The organism is Actinokineospora baliensis (genome assembly GCF_016907695.1).
GTDB classification, from domain to species: Bacteria; Actinomycetota; Actinomycetes; order Mycobacteriales; family Pseudonocardiaceae; genus Actinokineospora; species Actinokineospora baliensis.
Map to the genome: position 1 here is coordinate 855767 of NZ_JAFBCK010000001.1, position 19176 is coordinate 874942.

A 19176-nucleotide genomic window follows, 5' to 3' on the forward strand; every position below is an offset into this window, starting at 1 on the left:
GATCAGGACTCGAACTTGTAACCCAGACCACGCACCGTGACCAGGTGCCGCGGCGAGGCGGGGTCCGGCTCGATCTTCGAGCGCAGCCGCTTGACGTGCACGTCCAGGGTCTTGGTGTCGCCGACGTAGTCCGCGCCCCACACCCGGTCGATCAGCTGGCCGCGGGTGAGCACCCGGCCGACGTTGCGCAGCAGGTACTCGAGCAGGTCGAACTCCTTGAGCGGCAACGGGATGTCGGTACCGTCCACAGTGACCACGTGCCGCTCGACGTCCATCCGGACCGGTCCGGCCGCGAGCACCTGGGGCAGCAGCTCGCCGTCGCCACCGGCCTCGCCGCCGCGGCGCAGCACCGCGCGGACCCTGGCGATCAGCTCGCGCGCGGAGTACGGCTTGGTGACGTAGTCGTCCGCGCCCAGCTCGAGGCCGACCACCTTGTCGATCTCGCTGTCGCGGGCGGTGACCATGATCACGGGGACCGCGGAGCGCTGGCGCAGCGCCTTGCACACGTCGGTGCCGCTCATCCCGGGCAGCATCAGGTCCAGCAGCACGATGTCGGCACCGTTGCGGTCGAACTCCTCGAGCGCCTGCTGACCGGTCACGGCGACCGCGGCGGTGAAGCCCTCCTTGCGCAGCAGGAAGGCAAGCGGGTCGGCGAAGGACTCCTCGTCCTCCACGATCAGCACTCTCGTCATGCCATTCCTCCGTGATCGGTTGCGGTGCCGTCGGATTTCGACGGAAGCGTCGCGCGGCCGCCCACCAGGGTGGGCTCCGCACCGTTGGTGCCGTTCTCGCCCGCGGTGAGCGCGCGCTGCTCGTGCGCGGGGACCCGCAGGGTGAACGTCGAGCCGAGGCCGGGTTTGCTCCACAGCCGGACCTCGCCGCCGTGGTTGGCGGCGACGTGCTTGACGATGGCCAGGCCGAGGCCGGTGCCGCCGGTGGCCCGGGAGCGGGCCCGGTCGACCCGGTAGAACCGCTCGAACACCCGCTGCTGCTCGTCCTCGGGGATGCCGACGCCGCGGTCGGTGACGGCGATCTCCACGAACCCGTCGGCGACGCTGCGGCTGACCGACACCGGGCTACCGGCCGAGGAGTAGGCCAGCGCGTTCTGCAGGAGGTTGGACAGGGCGGTGACCAGCAGCGTGCGGTCGCCCTGGACCAGCAGGCCGCTGTCGTCGTCGGTGGTGACGTCGATGCCGGTGGACTCCATCACCAGCCGGGCGCGGCCCATGGCCTCGCGCAGCACCGCGTCGACCTCCACGGTGTGCATCTCGGGCAGCCGCTCGGCGCCCTGCAGCCGCGAGAGCGCGATCAGCTCGGTGACCAGCGTGCCGAGCCGGTTGCCCTCGTTGAGGATCTTGGTGGTGAACCGGCGCACCTCGACCGGGTCGTCCGCGGCGTCGAGCACGGCCTCGGCCAGCAGCGCCATCGCCCCGACCGGGGTCTTGAGCTCGTGGCTGACGTTGGCCACGAAGTCGCGCCTGGTGGCCTCCAGCCGGACCGCCTCGGACTGGTCGTCGGCGTCGACGGCGGTGAACCCGTCGCCGAGCGGGCGGACCTCGCCGAGCACCGCCTCGGGCGTGCGGCCCACCCGCGACTCCAGCGGGGACAGGTCGACCTCCATCGGGTCGCCGGTCTCCACCACGACCTCGGCCGCCTTGCGGGCGCGGTCGTCGACGCGGTTGTTGCGCACCAGGCCGAGCTCCTCGGCGCGCGGGTTGTGGATCACCACATCACCGAACCGGTTGAGCACGACCACACCGGTGTGGGTGGACTGGATGATCCGTTGGACCAGGTCGGCGACCGTGGGGCCGTCCGGGGCTCCGCCGGTGCCGCGCGAGCGGGCGCGACCGAGCAGGAAGCCGACGAACAGGCCGATCAGCAGGGTGCCGAACGACAGCGCGAGATAGACCGGGGCGGCCACACCGAGGATCGTAAGCAGGGGTCACAGGGGTTTGACCAGCCCGGGAACGGCATTGGTGACCGTGCCGACACCGTTGTGCCTGCTTGTTCCCCACTAGGCCAGACCCCGTTCACCCGATCGTGTCCTACTGGCCGGTAACCATCGAGCACTGTGCGCCGGGGCGACCCCACCACCCGACGGAAACCAGCCGTTAGGGGGATCACACCCGGCTCGATGATTCCGCGCCGTGTCGCGCCGTGCCGGACACAGCGGATGTCCACTGTGTCCGGTCCGTCAGTCCACTCGGGCCTAGCGGCCCTGGTTGGCCACGGCGCTGATCGCGGCGGCCGCGGCGGCCGGGTCCAGGTAGGTCCCGCCAGGGTTGGTCGGCGCGAGCGCGTCGTCGAGGTCGTAGCGCAGCGGGATGCCGGTGGGGATGTTCAGGCCTGCGATATCGCCGTCGGAGATCCCGTCGAGGTGCTTGACCAGCGCGCGCAGCGAGTTGCCGTGCGCGGCGACCAGGACGGTCTTGCCCGCCCGCAGGTCGGGGACGATCTCGGTCTCCCAGTAGGGGATCAGCCGGGTCACCACGTCCTTGAGGCACTCGGTGCGCGGCGCGGCGGTGCCGAGGTGGGCGTAGCGCGGGTCGCCGTCCTGGCTGTATTCGTCCCCGTCCTCGATCGGCGGCGGCGGGACGTCGTAGGAGCGGCGCCAGAGCATGAACTGCTCCTCGCCGAACTCCTCGAGGGTCTGCTTCTTGTTCTTGCCCTGCAGCGCGCCGTAGTGCCGCTCGTTGAGCCGCCAGTCGCGCTTGACCGGGATCCACACCCGGTCGGCGGAGTCGAGGGCGAGGTGCGCGGTGTTGATCGCCCGCCGCTGCAACGAGGTGTGCACGACGTCGGGGAGGATCCCCGCCTCGCGCAGCAGCTCGCCGCCCCGAGCCGCCTCGGCCACCCCCTTCTCCGACAGGGCGACGTCGACCCAGCCGGTGAACAGGTTCAGCGCGTTCCAGACGCTCTCGCCGTGGCGGAGCAACACCAGGGTTCCGATGGCCATGGCGAAAGCCTGCCAGACCCGGGCGGGTGGTCCCGGTGTGCCGGTGCTCACGAACGCCCCCAACACCCGCCCTGGCCCAGTTGATGGCGTCGACTACCCCATACGGCGATCTTCACGATCGAGGGACACCAATTTGGGCCAGCTTGTACCCCCAAATGCCCCCAAAGACACGGGTAGTTGCAGAATCACAGAGTTCCGTGATCGAATAGTTACTAACGGTCTGCGACATCCCCTAATGGCGTAGTGGTCGGCCTTGTGCTGGTGTCCGGCATCTGACAAGTTGACCTATAGGCGCCCCGGATCAGCTCCCACGCACTCCCTGACCCGGGCAGCGTCCCGCGCGGCTCGACTCCCCTGCCGAGCCGCCGCCCCGCGAGCTCCCGGGTGCCCCCCGCCACGGGACGCAGCGGGCAGGCGCGGGGCGGTTCGGGAACGCGACTCCCCCTCGCTCGAACCGCCCCGCGACTCACACCCAAGCCCCGCAAGCTCGGCTCCGCCGCCCACGCGCGCCACACAGCCCCCACCCTCACCGGGGGGCGGCCCCGAGGCCAGTCTACTGGGCCTGGCCTGGGGAAACCGGGGTCGGCGGGAATCTGTGGACAACTTGGGCGTTGTGGACAACTCAGCCGTTGTGGATGGCTCAGGCGTCCGCGGGTGCCGGTTGGGGGACCGCGGCGGGACGGCGGTTGCGGCGGCGGTGCCGCCAGATCAGGTAGGCCGGGATTCCGAGGATCACGGCGAACGGCAGCAGGGTTCCCACTACGCGCAGCACGAACGAACCAGCGTCCAGGAACGCGTGCCAGCCCGTCGCCAGCGCGGCCAGGAACGAGTCGTCTTCCGCGGCGGGGGCGGGCGGGGCGCCGTCCTGGCTGATGCGGATGGTCACGGCCGACAGGGCGACGCTGCCCGCGAGGGCTTCGCGGCGCTTGAGCAGCGACTCCAGTTCGGCCTCGCGCCGGGTGACCTCACCCTCCAGTTGCACGATCTCGGTGATCGACGTGGCCCGGTCGAGCAGGGCGCGGACGCGGGCGAGGCTGGTGCGCTGGGTCTGGATGCGGCTCTCCACGTCCACGACCTGCTCGGTGACGTCTTGTGCGGTCTGGCTGCGGCTGGTCACCGTGCCCGCCTCGGCGATGCGCGTGAGCGCCGCGTCGAGCTTGTCCGAGGGGACGTGCACGGTCAGCAGCGCGAACCGGTCGGTCACCTGTTCCTGCCCGGAGAACCCGCCCACCGCCACGGCTTCCGCGCGCACCCGGTCGGCCGCCTCGGGCACCTTCGCCGCGGACAGTTCGACCGTGGCGGTGCGGACGAGCTTGCGGTCCACCCCCGGCTGATCGATCCTGGCCTGCTCCGGTGTCTGCGGCGCCTCAGCCTTGGCGCCGGAACCGGAGTCGGGCTCCGACCCGGTGAGATCGCCCGCCGCCTGCCGGTCCAACGCCGGAGCCGGGGCGGCTGCTGCGCCCGACGAGCTCTCCGACGCCGTGCACCCCGCGGTGAAAGCCCCCGCCACCACCAGCACCAGCCCGGCCAACCGGACTCTGTTGAGCACCATCCCGCTCTCCCCTCACCCGCACGTCCTTCTGGCATGCAGACGGGTCGGGCGGGTCAGGTCGTTGCGGCGCGGGTGATCACGAGTCGGCCTCGTCTGCGACACGGCCCTGTTGCCCGGCGGGTTCGAGCAGGTGCGCGAAGGCCCGCAGGTTGGCAAGCGACTCGCCGCGCGAGGTCCGCCAGTCCCACTCGCGGCGGATGGCGGTGGCGAACCCGAGTTCGAGCAGGGTGTTGAAGTCGCCGTCGGCGGCCTCGAGGACCTGGCCGAGGAGGCGGTCGAGCTCGTCGGCGCTCACCGCGGCGTGGCTGACCCGACCCACCAGGTAGATGTCACCCAACCGGTCGATCGTGTAGTGCACCCCGTAGAGCCGGGCGTTGCGGCGCAGCAGGAAGCGGTAGACCTCCTCGTGCGCTTCGTCCGGTTTGCGGCAGACGAACGCCTCGATGGTCAGGGCGTGGTTGCCCAGGATGAGCCAGCAATTGGTGCGCTGCTTCTTGATGCCGGGGAGCGCGACGTGGAAGCGCCCCGGCTGGGGCCGCTCGTAGGTCAGCTCCCGTTCGGCGAGCGCGTCCGCGATGACCTGGTCGAGTGAATGCGCATCCGTCACACCGCAACCTCAGCACGCGCGGGGGCGTACCGCAGCGCGTGGTCGGCCTCGGCGTAGGCGGCGATGAGGGCGTCGGTGGTGCGGTCCCAGGAGAACGCCCTGGCGTGCAGGACGGCGCCTACGCCGAGTTCGGCGCGCAGTGCGGGCGAGGTGAGCAGACGACCGAGCGAGTCGGCCCAGTCGGTGGTGGCGTGACCGTCGACGAGCAGGCCGGAGACGCGGTCGGCGACGGCGACCGGCAGCCCGCCGACCGCGGCGGCGACCACCGGGGTGCCGCAGGCCTGGGCCTCCAGGGCGACCAGGCCGAAGCTCTCGTTGTGGCTGGGTACGGCGACGACGTCGGCGGCCAGGTAGACGGTGGCCAGCGCGGCGCCCGACTGCGGCGGCAGGAACCGCACCACGTCGGCGATCCCCAGCGCCACGGCGAGGTCCTGCAGCGCGGCCGGTTGGTCCAGCCCGCTGCCCGACGGGCCGCCCGCGACGAGGACGACCAGCTTGTCCCTGGCCACGGTGCCCCGGTCGACCAGCTCGGCGGCGGCGCGCAGCAGCACGTCCGGTGCCTTCAACGGCTGGATGCGACCAACGAAGGCCACCACGACGGCGTCCTGGGGCACCCGCAACCGGGCGCGCGCGGCGGCGCGGTCGCCGGGGCGGAACCGGTCGAGGTCCACCCCGGGCGCGATGGTCCTGACCTTCTCCGGCGCCGCGTCGTAGAGGTCGACCAGCTGCGCGGCCTCCACGGCGGTGTTGGCGATCAGCTGGTCCGCCTCGTCGACGACCTGCTGCTCGCCGAGCACCCGCACCAGCGGTTCAGGGGCGTCGCCGTCGGCGAGCGCGGCGTTCTTGACCTTGGCCAGGGTGTGCGCGGTGTGCACCAGCGGCACCCCCCAGCGCTCGCGGGCCAGCCAGCCGACCTGCCCGGACAGCCAGTAGTGCGAGTGCACCAGCTCGTAGTGCCCCGGCTCGTGCCTGGCTTCCGCGCGCAGCACACCCGCGGTGAACGGGCACAGCTGGTTGGGCAGCTCCGCGCGCTGCAGCCCTTCGAACGGCCCCGCGGACACGTGCCTGACCAGCACGCCGGGGGCGAGCTCGACGACCGGCGGCAGGTCCGAGGCGGTGGCCCTGGTGAACACCTCGACCGCGATGCCGCGCTGGGCCATCCGCGTAGTGGTCTCGGTGATGTAGACGTTCATGCCGCCCGCGTCCCCGGTCCCGGGTTGCTCCAACGGGGAGGTGTGCACCGACAGGACCGCGATCCGCCGAGGTCTGCGCAGCTGCGTGGGAGTCACCCCGGAATCACCCCTTCCGGTCCTCCGCGACACTCGCCGCTTCGCGGAGCACACCGTTGAACTCGTCGACCCGTTCGGAGAAGGGCGCGTGCCCGACCCCTGGGAACCAACGCGGCGTGGCACCGGGAATCTTCCCGGCCGCGTACTCGGATCCGGCAGGATCCACGACCACGTCCGCGTCGCCGTGCACCACCGTGGTCGGCACGGTGATCGAGGCCAGCACGTCCGCGCTGCCCACATCCCGCCTGAACAGGGCCGTGCGGACCGCGGGCGGCACCCGCAGCGTGTCCCCCACCCAGGCTTGGGTGAGCGTGCCCGCAACGGGCGCCGCGGTCATCGCGACTGTGAGGGACGTGACAGCGGGGATGGCCACCGCGGGGTCCTCGGCGAGCGCGGCGGGCAGTGCCGCGCGCATCGCGGGCCCTATCCGCCCGCCGGGGCGGCCCTTGCCGATCTCGGTGATCGCGCCGACGAGGACGATGCCCGCCAGGTCGGCGCAGCCGCGCTCACGCACGTGGTCGGTGATCACGAGGCCGCCGTAGGACCAGCCGACGACCAGGGCGGGGGCACCGGCGAAGGCCAGCACGGCGGCGAGGTCGGCCGCCCAGGTCGCCGCTTGGTCGTAGCCGTCGGCGGGGATGTCCGAGTCGCCGTGACCGCGCAGGTCGACGGCGATCAGGTGGTGGGCGGCCCGCAGCCCGGGATCGGCGAACTGGGCGGCCCAGCACCGGCTGGACTGGGCCCAGCCGTGCACGAACACGATCGGCGGCCGCGCCGGGTCCCCCGCGGTGCGGACGGCCAACGAGGTGCCGCCCGCTCCCGCGACGGTGTGGATCAACGCAGCGCCGACATCTTCTGCCACTGGCTCCACGGGATGAGCCAGTCGAACACGTCGGAGCTGGTGGGCATGTTCGCCTTGGAGCCGGTGATCTCCACCGGGTCGCCGATGAGCGCCGAGTCGAAGTAGGCCTTGGCGTCCGGTTCGAGCAGGTTCACGCACCCGTGCGAGGTGTTCGCCTTGCCGATGTTGGCCCGGTTCTCCTCGTTCTCGTGGATGAACTCGCCGTGGTTGGAGATCCGCACGGCCCACTTCTTCTTGACGTTGGTGTAGCCGTAGCGCGGGTTGGAGAAGTCGCCGATCGGGTCCTTCTGCATCACGATCAAGGTGCCGTTGGGGGTGTTGAGGTCCGGGTCGGCGTCCTTGCCGTTGCTCGACGGGTAGCTGGCGACGAGTTGGCCGTCGCGGTAGACGTTCATCTTGTGGTCGGGGGTGTTGACCTTGACCACCTGGTTGCGGCCGATGGTGAACGCGGTGCTCAGGTCGGCCTTGCCGTAGGCGCCGCCGCCGTAGGCCAGGCCGTAGAGCTTGGCGGTCACGGTGACCTTGGTGCCCGCGGGCCAGTACTCCTTGGGTCGCCAGTCCACCTGCTGGTCGTTGAGCCACGCCCAGGCGCCCTCGACCGGCTTGGAGGTCTCGACGCTGAGCGCCTTCTCCACGGCCGCCTTGTCGGTGACCTTGCCCTCGGGGAACTTCACGCTGATCGGCATGCCGACGCCGACGGTCGCGTTGTCGGCCGGGTTGATCGTCGCGCGCGGGGTCTTGGCGGGCTTGAGCGTGGTGAAACCGCCCTTGAGCTCGACCTTCTTGCCGTCGGACCCGGTCGCGGCCGCGGTGTAGGTGTACTTCTTGGCGTACCCGAACACCTCGGACGAGGCCCAGGACAGCTTGTCGGCGGCGAGCGCGCCCTTGACGGCCTTGCCGTCGGGGCTGAGCACCTCGACCGAGTCGATGGTCCCGTCGGTCACGCTGATCTTGAGCGGATCGCCCGGCGGCACCTCGGCGGCGTCGTTGGCCGGGCTCGCGGCCAGTTTCGCCTTGGGCGCCGCCTCCTGCTGGCCGCTGTCACCGCCGCCCCCGCCGCTGCCGCCCGGGGTGCCGGATTGCTCCGAGGTGCAGCCGGCGAGCAGCGCGAGAACCAGGACGAGGGCTCCCACGATCCCGCTGGTCCTGGTCGTCGAAGCCGGTCGTCTCACCGTGGAACCTCCCACTGTCGAGTCTCTCCCCACCGATGTAGGACGCCCGGGTGGCAACGGGGTGCGCCACCCGGGATGTGACTGTGCTCATACTCCCGCGCCCGGTTGGCCGCCTGGTCCCGGGGCAGGATCGACAACCGTGAACAAGCCAATCGCAGTAGTCACCGGGGCGAGCGCGGGCATCGGGGCGGCAACCGCCCGGCACCTGGCCGCGGCCGGTTTCCACGTCGTGCTCGGCGCCCGGCGGCTGGACCGGCTGGCCGAGGTGGCCGGGTCGGTCGGCGGCGAAGCGGTCGAACTGGATGTAACGGACCCGGCGTCGGTCGAGGCGTTCGCCGACCGGGTTCCAGGGTGCCACGTGCTGGTGAACAACGCCGGTGGCGCCAAGGGTCTTGACCGGGTCGACGCCGCGGACGAGGAGCGCTGGCGGTGGATGTTCGAGGCGAATGTGCTCGGCACGCTGCGCACCACCAAGGCCCTGCTGCCGAAGCTGCTCGCCTCGGGCAACGGCCACGTGGTGACCGTCACGTCCATCGCCGCCATCGAGATCTACGACGGCGGCGCCGGGTACACCGCCGCCAAGCACGCCCAGTCGGCGCTGCACCGGACGCTGCGCGGGGAGTTCCTCGGCGAGCCGCTGCGGTTCACCGAGATCCTGCCCGGCATGGTCGAGACCGAGTTCTCCGCCGTCCGCTTCGACGGCGACACCGACCGCGCCGAGAAGGTCTACCAGGGCATCGACCCGCTGACCGCCGACGACGTCGCCGAGGTGATCGCCTTCGCCGTCACCCGCCCACCGCACGTCAACCTGGACCAGATCGTGCTCAAGCCCCGCGCCCAGGCCTCGGCGACCAGGGCGCACCGGACCAGTTAGTCCAGCGCGCAGTTGACCAGGACCGGCTCGGCGTGCAGTTCGACGCCGAACGCGTCGCGGACCCCGTCGCGGACCTGCTTGGCCAGCCCGAGCAGGTCCGCCGTGGTCGCCTCGCCCCGGTTGGTGAGCGCGAGGGTGTGCTTGCCGGACAACCCGGCCCGCCCGTGGGTGAAGCCCTTCGAGAACCCCGCCCGCTCGATCAACCAGGCGGCCGATAGCTTCGCGGCCCCGGGCCCCGCCGGGTAGCGCGGCACCGTGACGTCGGCCCCCACCACGGCGACGATCCGCGCCAGCACCTCGTCGACGCCCTCGAGCGGGATGATCGGGTTGGTGAAGAACGACCCCGCACTCCACGTGTCGTGGTCGACCGGGTCGAGCACCATGCCCTTGCCCCGCCGCAGGTCCACCACCGCGACCCGCGCGTCGGCCACCGGCACCCGCTCGTCCTGCCGCACACCAAGCGCCCTGGCCAACTCGGTGTAGCGGATCGGCGCCGAGAGCCCGTCGTCGGACAGTTCGAACCGGGCCCGCAGCACGACGGCCCGGTCGGTGCCCTTGAGGATGCTGGTGCGGTAGTCCAGCCCCAGCTCGTCGGTGCGCAGCGTGCGCACCTCCCCGGTGCCCCGGTCGAGCAGGTCGACCGACACCAGCACCTGCGCGACCTCGACCCCGTAGGCCCCCACGTTCTGCACCGGCGTCGCCCCGACCAGCCCCGGGATCCCAGACAGGCATTCCAGCCCGCCCAGCCCCGCCTCGACCGTGCCCGCGACCACGGTGTCCCAGTCCTCACCGGCCTCGACGGTGAGCTGCACCCGCCCCGGCTCCACGCAGTCGATCTTGCTGCCGTGGTTGGCCACGAGCACGACGGTGCCGTCGAACCCGAGGTCCCCGATGACCAGGTTGGACCCACCACCGAGCACCAGCAGCGGCTCCCCGCTCCGATCGACGGCCTTGACGGCGTCGACCACCTCGGCGGCCGAGGACGCGGTCACGAACCTCGCCGCGGGCCCACCGAGGCGCAGCGTGGTGTAACCGGAGAGCGGGACACCGGAACGGACGTCGGCGCCGAGGGGAAGGCTGGTCACGGGCGCCAACGGTAACCTCCCGCACATGGCCAGCCGTATCGAGCACCGCGCGGGGTTCACCGCGCCAGCCGCGACCGTGCACGCCCGACTGGTGGACCGCGCCTTCCTCGAGGCCCGACTCCGCGCCATCGGCGGCAAGGACGCCACCCTGGTCGAGCACACCACCACCGGCGACACGACCCACTACCGCCTGCGCCAGGCCATCGACTCGGCCCACCTCCCCTCTGCTGTCCGTTCCCTGGTCAAGGGCGATCTGGTCGTCGAACGAACCGAGACCTGGCGCGCCGAGGGCTCCCGGTTCACCGGCACCACCTCAGCCACCGTCTCCGGCATCCCCGGCGACATCAAGGGCCACTACGCCCTCACCGACACCGCGACCGGCAGCGAACTGCGGACCACCGCGGAGGTCAAGGTCCGCATCCCGCTGATCGGCGGCAAGATCGAGTCAGTCATCGCCGACCGGGTCCGCGACCTCCTCACCGCCGAGGCCACCTTCGCCGAGTCCGCGTGACACGCACCCCCCTTCGCTATCCACCCCAAGCCACACCCGCTGGGTTCCCAGCACCGGCGTCCGAGTGGAGCTCCACGAACCCCACCGCCGACGAGCAAGCCCGGTGCACTCACCGCCCCGACCGGCGCCACGTACACCGCCATGCCCCTCCCGGCACCGGCGAACACAAGCCCAACACCCAGGCACGCCAGCCCGGTCGTGACCACCGCGGCCCAACCGGCAGCGGCGATCGCGCCCGTGTGAGCGCGGTGATCGTCCTCGGTGGGACGAGTGCGGCTCGAAGCGGACGCGGGGTGGGGTGATGGCGAAGGTGCCGCGGTTGGCCGCGGGGCGGGCGCGGGCGCTGGGGGTCGCGACCCGGGGGACCACGAACCCGAACCGGCTGCGGCGGATCGACCGCTGGATGTTGGGGACGGCCGCGGTCCAGTCTGTTGTGGACTGTCCGGACCCGCTCGTCGTCGATCTCGGGTACGGCGCGACTCCGGTGACCACGCTGGAGTTGGCGACTCGGTTGCGCGCGGTGTACCCCGGCGTGCGGGTGCTCGGCTTGGAGATCGATCCCGAGCGCGTGGCCGCCGCGAAGCCGATGGCCGACCCGCCGTGGCTCGACTTCCGCCGGGGTGGGTTCGAGTTGGCGGGTGCCCGGCCGGTGCTGTTGCGCGCGTTCAACGTGCTGCGGCAGTACACCGAACCCGAGTCGTGGCGGTCGTGGGAGACGATGCTCGCCAGGCTGGCGCCCGGCGGCTTGCTGGTGGAGGGCACCTGCGACGAGATCGGCAGGCGCTGCAGCTGGGTGCTGCTGGACGCCGACGGTCCGCGGACGTTCACCCTGGCCTGCCTGCCAGCGGATCTCGAACGGCCCTCCGACCTGGCCGAGCGGCTGCCGAAGGCGCTGATCCACCGGAATGTGCCTGGCGAGCCGGTGTTCGACCTGTTGCGGGCCCTGGACGCCTACTGGGCGACCGCGGCCCCGTTCGCCCCGTTCGGCCCGAGGGCCAGGTGGGTGGAGACCGTGCGGCTGCTGGCGGCCGACGGCTGGCCGGTTCTCGACAACCGGCGGCGCTGGCGGCTCGGTGAGGTCACGCTGACGTGGTCGGCGGTGGCGCCGAACTCGGCTTGACATTGACGCGGCGTCAACTCCTACCGTGGGTGTCGGGCCGGAGAGGCCCAGGTAGGAGAGGTTCTGATGGCGTGGTCGACAGCCCAGGTCGCCCGCATGTCGAAGGTGACGTCGCGGACGCTGCGGCACTACGACGAGATCGGTCTGCTGCCGCCCGCGTGGGTGGGTGACAACGGGTACCGGTACTACGAGCAGGAGCAGCTGCTGCGGTTGCAGCAGATCCTCGTGTTGCGCGAGTTGGGCCTCGGGCTCGAGGCCATCGGCGAGATCGTGCGCGACGGCGGGGACCGGGTGGCCGCGCTGCGGATGCACCACCGTTGGCTGCTCGCCGAACGCGACCGGTTCGACCGCCTGGCCAGAACCGTCTCCAGGACCATCACCGATGTCGAGGAGGGAACCACCATGACGAAGACCGACCACTGGTTCGACGGGTTCGACGCCGCGACCCAGGAGCAGCTGCGCCAGGAGGCGCGCGAGCGCTGGGGCCCGGAGGTCGTCGACGCGTCCGCGGAGTCGACCTGGCAGCAGGGCCACGGCAAGGAGTGGACGGCGATGCTGACCACCCTCGTCGCGCACCTCGACGCCGACCGCACCCCGCAGGACCCGGCCGTCCAGGCCACGATCGACGGCCACTACCGCTGGATCCAGGCGTTCTGGCAGCCCAACCGGCAGTCCTACGCGGGCCTGGCCGACGTCTACGCCGACGACCCGAGGTTCCGGGCCAACTTCGACAAGACCGACCCCCGCCTCGCCGACTACCTCCGCGCGGCGATGAAGGAATACGCCCAGACCGAGCTGTCCTAGCCAACCCTTGAGGCGGCTGGTGGCCGAACTCCCGGCCACCAGCCCGCCAGGGCGGCACCAGTCCCGTGCCGTTGGCGAGGCATCTGGGTGCCGCGGGCGACCTGGGTGACCTGACCGGTCGGAAAGGGCCACGCCACCAAGCACGCGCACCGCCCGGCCGAACCAGGCAGACCCCAGATCCGCACATCCGGCCGGGCCGGTTCTCTTCGCGTGGCCTGCCCCTCGCGCTCTCTGCGCACACGCAAGCGACCACAGGCGTTGACCAACAGGCCGGGCGAAGGATCGGCGGACGAAGCACCACAGGCCGTGCGCGAGTGACCACGCTGCGCGCAGCGGCCGTGTCGCCGCCAAGTGGACATGGGCTGCGAGGATTGGCCCGTGCCGAATGAGCGTCGCTATGTGATCAGGTTGGGGTGCCCGGACCGAACGGGCATCGTCGCGCGGATCGCCGGGTTCCTCGCGGACGCGGGTGGGTGGATCGTCGAGGCGTCGTACCACACCGATCCGGAGACCAACTGGTTCTTCACCCGCCAGGAAGTGCGGGCCGATTCCCTCCCGTTCGAGGTGGACGAGCTGCGGGAGCGGTTCGCCGCCGTGGCCGGGGAGCTGAGCCCGGCCGCGGACTGGAGCGTGGTGGACACCGGGGTGCGCCGCCGGGTGGTGATCCTGGTGTCGAAGGAGGGGCACTGCCTCTACGACCTGCTCGGCCGGGTGCACAGCGGCGAGTTGGACGTCGACGTGCGGGCGGTCGTCGGCAACCACGCCGACCTCGCGCCGATCACCCGGGCGCACGGCATCCCGTTCCACCACGTGCCGTTCCCCGCCGCGGACGCCGAGGGCAAGGCCGCCGCGTTCGCGCAGTTGCGGCAACTGGTGGACGCCAACTCCCCGGACGCGATCGTGCTGGCGCGGTTCATGCAGGTGGTCCCGCCGGAGCTGTGCGTGGACTGGGCCGGGCGGGCGCTCAACATCCACCACAGCTTCCTGCCGTCCTTCGTCGGCGCGCGCCCCTACCACCAGGCCCACAAGCGGGGGGTCAAGCTCATCGGCGCGACCTGCCACTACGTCACGGCCGAACTGGACCAGGGTCCGATCGTCGAGCAGAACGTGATCAGGGTCGACCACAAGGACTCGGTCGCGGACATGGTCCGCAAGGGGCGCGACATCGAGAAGGTCGTGCTGGCCCGTGGGCTGCGCGCGCACCTGGAGGGCCGAATCCTGCTGCACGGCAACAAGACGGTGGTGTTCTGATCGGTCTTGGACGGGGACGCTGCGGGGAAGGTACTGGCGCACAACGGTTTCCTCGGTGAGCTGGATTCGTTTCTCCTTCCAAGGTAGGCCGCGGTCACCGGGCTGTCATTGACACGATCCGGTGGGGATAGCCGTTTGACGAACGACCCAGGTTGCCGCTATGCGCGCTAATTCGGTTGCGACACAAGGCAAACACGCGGCACGATCTTCGTGTGACCACTGGGGAGGTTCGCACCATGCATGTCCGAGAGTTGTCCACCACCGACCTGAGACCCTGCCTCGCGCTCGCCGCCGACCGCGAGTGGCCTCACGAAGACCGCAAGTGGGAGTTCCTGCTCGACGTCGGGCAGGGCTACGGGATCGTCGACCAGTCAGGGGACCTGGTCGCGTCCACCATCCTGACCACGTCCGGGGACTTGGCCGCGATCAGCATGGTGCTGGTCGCGTCCAAGTACGCGCGACAGGGGCTCGGCACGCGCGTGGTTCGCCACGCGATGGCCCAGGCCGAAGGGACGACAGTGCACCTGCACGCGACCCCGACCGGCCGCCCCCTCTATGAACGACTCGGCTTCCGCTCACTGGCGAAAGTCGATGCCTGTACCGGCGCGTTGAACGCGGAACCCAGCGAGCGCACCAAGGTGGCGGCCCAGGACGACCTGGCCGCCATCTTGGCGTTCGACAAGGTGGTGTTCGGCGCGGACCGGTCCAATGTCCTGTCGGGACTGTTCACCTTCGCCAGCCGCGTTCGCCTAGTGGAACGGGGAGGCGAGCTGGTCGGCTACGCGGCCAGTTGGCGGCCCGGCACTACGATGGAATCGACCATCATCGGCCCTGTGGTCGCGGCTGACCCCGCAGACGCCCGTGCGCTCATCGCCGACTTGGCCATAGATGCCGCCGGGCCTGTCAGGGTCGACATCGATGACAAGCACCCGGAGTTGGGCCAATGGCTGACCGAGCGCGGCCTAACGCCGGTCTTCCGGTGCGATCTGATGACCCTTGGCGGCCGCCCACTACCGGGCGACCGCCATGCCATTCATGCGCCGTTCATGCAAGCGCTGGGCTAGAGGGCCGCAGCGAGGTTGGCCAGCAACTCGTCGTGGATGCGCTTGAGGCCCGCGGGCGCGAAGGTGCGCTCGAAGAACCCCTTGACCCCGTTGGCGCCCTCCCAGGTGGTGGCGATCCGCACGGTCGAGGTGGTGTCGTTGCCCTCGACCGTCCACGTGGTGACCAAGGTGGAGTTACGGTCCGCTTCGACCAGTGCACCGGGTGTGGGCTCACTGACCTCGAAGAGGCAGTCCCGCACCCGCTTCTTGGTGGCCTGCAGTCGCCAACGCACGACGGTTCCCGCGCCCGTGCCCCCGGACTGGACCTCGTAGTCGCTGAAGTGTCCGGTGAGGATCCGCGACCGGGTTCCCCGGTAGTCGGCCACGGCCGCGCGGACTCGGTCGACGGGGGCGGCGATCGTGCGTTCAGCGAGCGCCTGGACCTGGTTCATCATTCTCCGTACGTCGGCTTCCTGGCGTACGTAGGCTACCGCCGTGCGCACTGAGATCGTTGATTTGCCATGCCTGCGCGAGCACCGTGAGAACGGGTTGGACCTGCGCAATGCCGTCCTTGTCCGGTTGGACCTCACGGACCCGGGCGCCGATGCCCTGCTCCGTACCCCGCTCGACGGCGCCTTGTTCCTGGGCTGCACGTTGCGCCCAGAGACGCAGCGGCGAGCTCATGCCGCGGGCGCCCTCCTGTTCCCCGCAGTGCCAGGGCTGCCCTACGAGGTGTACCGAGCCAACCTCTATACGCCAGCGGAGCTCTTCGACGGCTTCGACCCAGACCGCCCTGAGACATACGCGAACACGCCTGACGCACGGATCTACCAGCACACCCGCGAGCAGGGCCACCCGCCAGACCCCCTGCATGCCTTAGCCGAGCGTCTTCACGACCACGGCATCACCGAGGCTCTAAGCGACATCCTCACCGGCATGCCTATCGCGGTGATGGGTGGTCACGCGCTCACCCGTGACTCTGACGGCTACCGCAACGCAGTAGAGCTCGGCGTGCTGTTGGGCAAAGCCGGGTTCACTGTGCTGACCGGCGGCGGCCCAGGTGCGATGGAGGCCGTGCCTCTTGGCGTTCGCCTAGCAGATATGTCCGGTGTGGACGACGTGCTGAAGGTCCTGTCCACCGCACCGAAGTTCGGTAGTGGCGCGACGGTGGACGCGGCGGAAATCGGCCGCTGGTTGGCCGCCGGACTAGCGGTTGAGCTACCGACCGGCAACAACCCCCGAACCATCGGGTTGCCGACTTGGTTTTACGGACATGAACCGCCCAACCCGTTCTGCGAGTTGCACGCGAAGTACTTCGAGAACTCGGTACGCGAAGAGGGTCTGCTGACCGTGGCTACGGGCGGCATCATCTACACCCCGGGTAGCGCGGGCACCGTGCAAGAGGTGTTCCAGGATTACACCCAGAACCACTACGGCTCGGTTGGCCCCGCCGCGCCCATGGTGTTCCTCGGCGAGCGGTTCTGGACCGAGGAGGTCCCCGCAGCGCCGTTGGTGCGCAAACTCGCCAAGGGGCGTCCGGCGGAGCAGTGGATCCTGGTCACCGACGACGCTGCCGAGGCTGTTGCGTTCCTTGAGTCCTACGCGTCAGTCCAATAGACCGGCGCGCTGGGCTAGAACGGCTGCTGTGACCCGGTTGGCGCAACCTGTGGCGGCGAGGATCTCAGAGACGTAGCCGCGCACGGTGGAGTCCGAGAGGCGTAGTTCCTCGGCGATCTCACCGTTGCTGCGGCCCATGCCGACCAGCCGCAGCACGTCGCGCAGCCGCGCGGAGAGCCGGGCGACCTCGGCAGCGGCGCCGATGCGGTCGAGGTGGTGGGTCGCCAGGTGGCCCATCAGGTCGTTCGTCAGCGTGGGGTCGAGCACGGCACCACCGTTGGCAGCGACCCGCACGGCGCGGACGAGCTCGGCGGGCTCTATGTGCTTGAGCAAGAACCCCTTGGCGCCGAGCCGCAGCGCAGTGGCGACGGCCTGGTCCGCGTGGAAGGTGGTCAGGACCACGACCGCGGGCACTCTGGGCTGTCTGCGCAGTTCGCGCAGGGCGTCCAGCCCGTCCATCCGCGGCATGCGGAGGTCGAGCAGCAGGACGTCCAGCTCGGTGGTCCGCACCAGCTCCAGCGCGTCGGCGCCGTCGGCCCCCTCGGCGACGACCGCCACGTCCGCGGCGGCACCCAGGATCTTGCTGACGAAGGCGCGCGCCATCGGTTCGTCGTCGACGATCCCCACCCGAATGGTGGCGCGTTCAACAACCGTGCCGTCGACTTCGGTCTGCGTAGTCACGTGATAGCCCCTCTCGACCCGCTCACGGGCCGTATGCAAGCACACCGAAAGCGTGGGCGAACAGGGAATGTGGCGTCATCCCGACGATCGTCGGGGCCAACGCCGCTCGTTCGGTCTATCGCGCGAGGTCGTCGACCACCTCTGCGCCGGGTAGCGCGGCCATGAAGTCGCCGGTCACGAACAGCTTGCTCCCACGGATACCGCTGCCTATGACGAGTTCCGGAGCAGCGGCGACAGCGGCGTCTATGTACAACGGCCACTCTTGCGGCAGTCCGACCGGCGTAATGCCGCCGTAGGCCATTCCGCTCTGCTCGACAGCGAGGTCCATCGGCGCGAAGGACGCCTTGCGGACGTTCAGCCGCCTACGCAGGACACCGTTGACGTCGGCGCGGGTCGTGGCCAGCACCAGGCACGCCGCCATGCGCTCCTCGCTGCCGCGCTTGCCGAGCACAACCACGCAGTTCGCCGAGGCGCTCAGCGGAGACCCGTAGTGCTCGCAGAACGCGGCGGTGTCGGCGAGCTCGGCATCGATCTCGGCGACACCGACCCGGTCGGCGGCGAGCGTGGCGAGGGCCTTGGCGACGGGGTCAGCGAGCAATTCGGGGTGCTCGGCGGCGGGGCGGACGGTGAGCGTCCCGGCGATGGTCCAGTTCACCCGGCAGAGGGTACGCCGAGGAAGTCCGACAACAGCGAACGCAACTCCCGGCGGTGGGTGGCCAGGGGTGCGGGCGAATCGAACTGGACCATGGTCGACTTCGGGAACGCGGACGCGGCCTCGCGCGCCACCTCCACGGGATGCAACAAATCACCCGTAGCCGCAACTATGAGCACTTCTGCGCTGACATGAGTAAGCGCCAGCGGATCAGGCACCGGAATCTGGGTCGCCACGGCGGCAAGAGCGGGGCCCAAGCGCAGCAATGCGTCAGTGCGCTCGTTGACGTAGTCGGTTAGATCGCCGGGAGCGTCAGCAGCGACAAGAGCATGAAGCCGGGCTCGATCACCCTGCAGCGCTGCCGTGGACATCTCGAGCACGTGCTGGGCTGAGGCCGTAGGACGAGGCTGGCTAAGAGCAGCGGGCAGCATCAACACCAACCGGTCGAGTACACCCGGTTCAGTAGACACAAGGTTGCTTAGAGCCGCGGCACCCAGGGATACGCCAATGGCCTGTCTGGTGCCGTCTAGGGCAGCGCGAACGTCGGCAGCGATCGTCGAGTAGTGCCAGTAGTCCAGCGGGGCGTCAGGCGCGTCAGCGTGCGAAGGAAGCGTCAACACGATCCGGGTGCCCGACAACCCTGATGCCGGGATGCGGGCCTCACCCGCCGTGGCACCCAGCCCCGGGACGATGAGCGTGCGCGGGTCTCCCGAGCCGTAGGCCCGGGCGATCACCACCGCTGGCCGCGCTGCACCTCGATCAGCCTCGGCCGCACGTCGACGATGTAGACGAGGGCCGCGACCAGGCCTGCCATCCAGAAGATCCAGCCGGTGCCCGCGAAGCTGAACAGCAGCAGGGCGGCGGTGGCGCCCGCGGTGATGCCGACCCAGGCGGGCTTGGTGAGGCGCTCGGCGGCCGAGTACGCGTCCGGCCGCTGCAACAGCGCGTGGATGAGCGCGAAGGCCGCGACCGGCACAGCAGCCCAGTCGATGACCTTCAGGATCAAGAGCGCGGAATCGGGCACCCCGTCAGCCTACGTGCGATCCGCCCGGGGACACCACAAGACCCCGCGCGCTCCCCCTTGGGGTGACGCACGAGGT

21 protein-coding genes are annotated in these 19176 nt (G+C 70.5%); 7 read left to right on the forward strand and 14 right to left on the reverse strand.

Translation table 11 applies throughout. The annotated features are described in order from the left end of the window. Positions 1 to 2: 2 nt before the first annotated feature. The 8 genes from JOD54_RS03745 to JOD54_RS03780 form a co-directional block, all read right to left on the reverse strand. Positions 3 to 692 carry a response regulator gene (locus tag JOD54_RS03745; RefSeq protein ID WP_026316650.1) on the reverse strand — a complete coding sequence of 230 codons (690 nt, stop codon included), beginning with the start codon at positions 690 to 692 and terminating at the stop codon, positions 3 to 5. Further along, positions 689 to 1921, reverse strand: coding sequence for a sensor histidine kinase (locus tag JOD54_RS03750; protein WP_307859821.1), 1233 nt, complete (start codon positions 1919 to 1921; stop codon positions 689 to 691). Before JOD54_RS03750 ends, JOD54_RS03745 begins: the two co-directional genes overlap by 4 nt. Positions 1922 to 2209: 288 nt before the next feature. Then, the gene (locus tag JOD54_RS03755) at positions 2210 to 2956 is read right to left on the reverse strand and encodes a phosphoglyceromutase (RefSeq protein ID WP_204449187.1); all 747 of its coding nucleotides are present in this window, start codon (positions 2954 to 2956) and stop codon (positions 2210 to 2212) included. 640 nt (positions 2957 to 3596) lie between these two features. After that, entirely contained in the window at positions 3597 to 4508 is a 912-nt protein-coding gene (locus JOD54_RS03760) for a DUF4349 domain-containing protein (protein ID WP_204449188.1), read from the reverse strand. A gap of 76 nt (positions 4509 to 4584) precedes the next feature. After that, positions 4585 to 5115, reverse strand: a complete 531-nt coding sequence (locus JOD54_RS03765; RefSeq protein ID WP_204449189.1) for a type III secretion system chaperone family protein — start codon at positions 5113 to 5115, stop codon at positions 4585 to 4587. After that, a complete protein-coding gene (gene mshA, locus JOD54_RS03770) occupies positions 5112 to 6404 on the reverse strand; it encodes a D-inositol-3-phosphate glycosyltransferase (protein ID WP_204449190.1) in 1293 nt (430 codons plus the stop codon). The genes JOD54_RS03765 and mshA overlap by 4 nt, the downstream gene beginning before the upstream one ends. A gap of 7 nt (positions 6405 to 6411) precedes the next feature. After that, the gene (locus tag JOD54_RS03775) at positions 6412 to 7266 is read right to left on the reverse strand and encodes an alpha/beta fold hydrolase (RefSeq protein WP_372440255.1); all 855 of its coding nucleotides are present in this window, start codon (positions 7264 to 7266) and stop codon (positions 6412 to 6414) included. Then, positions 7239 to 8402: a L,D-transpeptidase gene (locus JOD54_RS03780; RefSeq protein ID WP_204456065.1), complete on the reverse strand. Its 1164-nt coding sequence runs from the start codon at positions 8400 to 8402 to the stop codon at positions 7239 to 7241. Before JOD54_RS03780 ends, JOD54_RS03775 begins: the two co-directional genes overlap by 28 nt. A gap of 175 nt (positions 8403 to 8577) precedes the next feature. Between JOD54_RS03780 and JOD54_RS03785 the strand changes: the two genes are divergently transcribed. Continuing rightward, complete coding sequence (locus JOD54_RS03785) at positions 8578 to 9312, forward strand: SDR family NAD(P)-dependent oxidoreductase (protein ID WP_204449191.1); 735 nt, start codon at positions 8578 to 8580, stop codon at positions 9310 to 9312. On the opposite strand, the gene JOD54_RS03790 is transcribed toward JOD54_RS03785, so the two are convergent. Then, a complete protein-coding gene (locus tag JOD54_RS03790; RefSeq protein ID WP_307859822.1) occupies positions 9309 to 10397 on the reverse strand; it encodes a UDP-N-acetylmuramate dehydrogenase in 1089 nt (362 codons plus the stop codon). The two genes, JOD54_RS03785 and JOD54_RS03790, sit on opposite strands and share 4 nt — an antisense overlap. 25 nt (positions 10398 to 10422) lie before the next feature. Here JOD54_RS03790 and JOD54_RS03795 point away from each other — a divergent pair, with 25 nt between their 5' ends. The 5 genes from JOD54_RS03795 to JOD54_RS03815 all read left to right on the forward strand — a co-directional run bounded on the left by JOD54_RS03795 (position 10423) and on the right by JOD54_RS03815 (position 15147). Next, on the forward strand, positions 10423 to 10908 hold the full coding sequence (locus JOD54_RS03795) for a DUF2505 domain-containing protein (RefSeq protein ID WP_204449193.1): 486 nt from the start codon (positions 10423 to 10425) through the stop codon (positions 10906 to 10908). Between the two features lie 301 nt (positions 10909 to 11209). Further along, entirely contained in the window at positions 11210 to 12028 is an 819-nt protein-coding gene (locus JOD54_RS03800; RefSeq protein WP_204449194.1) for a class I SAM-dependent methyltransferase, read from the forward strand. Positions 12029 to 12094: 66 nt separating this feature from the next. Then, the gene (locus JOD54_RS03805; RefSeq protein ID WP_204449195.1) at positions 12095 to 12832 is read left to right on the forward strand and encodes a MerR family transcriptional regulator; all 738 of its coding nucleotides are present in this window, start codon (positions 12095 to 12097) and stop codon (positions 12830 to 12832) included. A gap of 357 nt (positions 12833 to 13189) precedes the next feature. Beyond that, entirely contained in the window at positions 13190 to 14083 is an 894-nt protein-coding gene (purU, locus tag JOD54_RS03810; protein ID WP_239573271.1) for a formyltetrahydrofolate deformylase, read from the forward strand. 236 nt (positions 14084 to 14319) lie between these two features. Then, the gene (locus JOD54_RS03815) at positions 14320 to 15147 is read left to right on the forward strand and encodes a GNAT family N-acetyltransferase (protein ID WP_204449196.1); all 828 of its coding nucleotides are present in this window, start codon (positions 14320 to 14322) and stop codon (positions 15145 to 15147) included. Here JOD54_RS03815 and JOD54_RS03820 read toward each other — a convergent pair. Next, on the reverse strand, positions 15144 to 15578 hold the full coding sequence (locus tag JOD54_RS03820) for an SRPBCC family protein (RefSeq protein ID WP_204449197.1): 435 nt from the start codon (positions 15576 to 15578) through the stop codon (positions 15144 to 15146). The genes JOD54_RS03815 and JOD54_RS03820 overlap by 4 nt on opposite strands. A gap of 43 nt (positions 15579 to 15621) precedes the next feature. On the opposite strand from JOD54_RS03820, the gene JOD54_RS03825 reads away from it, so the two are divergent. Beyond that, positions 15622 to 16743 (forward strand): LOG family protein, encoded by a 1122-nt coding sequence (locus JOD54_RS03825; protein ID WP_204449198.1) that lies wholly within the window; start codon positions 15622 to 15624, stop codon positions 16741 to 16743. Here the strand turns inward: JOD54_RS03825 and JOD54_RS03830 are convergent. The 4 genes from JOD54_RS03830 to JOD54_RS03845 all read right to left on the reverse strand — a co-directional run bounded on the left by JOD54_RS03830 (position 16732) and on the right by JOD54_RS03845 (position 19100). After that, positions 16732 to 17424: a response regulator gene (locus JOD54_RS03830; protein ID WP_307859823.1), complete on the reverse strand. Its 693-nt coding sequence runs from the start codon at positions 17422 to 17424 to the stop codon at positions 16732 to 16734. The two genes, JOD54_RS03825 and JOD54_RS03830, sit on opposite strands and share 12 nt — an antisense overlap. Before the next feature lie 115 nt (positions 17425 to 17539). Then, positions 17540 to 18079, reverse strand: a complete 540-nt coding sequence (locus JOD54_RS03835; protein WP_204449199.1) for a YbaK/EbsC family protein — start codon at positions 18077 to 18079, stop codon at positions 17540 to 17542. Then, the gene (locus JOD54_RS03840; protein ID WP_307859824.1) at positions 18076 to 18813 is read right to left on the reverse strand and encodes an alpha/beta fold hydrolase; all 738 of its coding nucleotides are present in this window, start codon (positions 18811 to 18813) and stop codon (positions 18076 to 18078) included. The genes JOD54_RS03835 and JOD54_RS03840 overlap by 4 nt, the downstream gene beginning before the upstream one ends. After that, positions 18807 to 19100, reverse strand: coding sequence for a DUF2516 family protein (locus tag JOD54_RS03845; RefSeq protein WP_204449200.1), 294 nt, complete (start codon positions 19098 to 19100; stop codon positions 18807 to 18809). Before JOD54_RS03845 ends, JOD54_RS03840 begins: the two co-directional genes overlap by 7 nt. Positions 19101 to 19176: the final 76 nt, after the last annotated feature.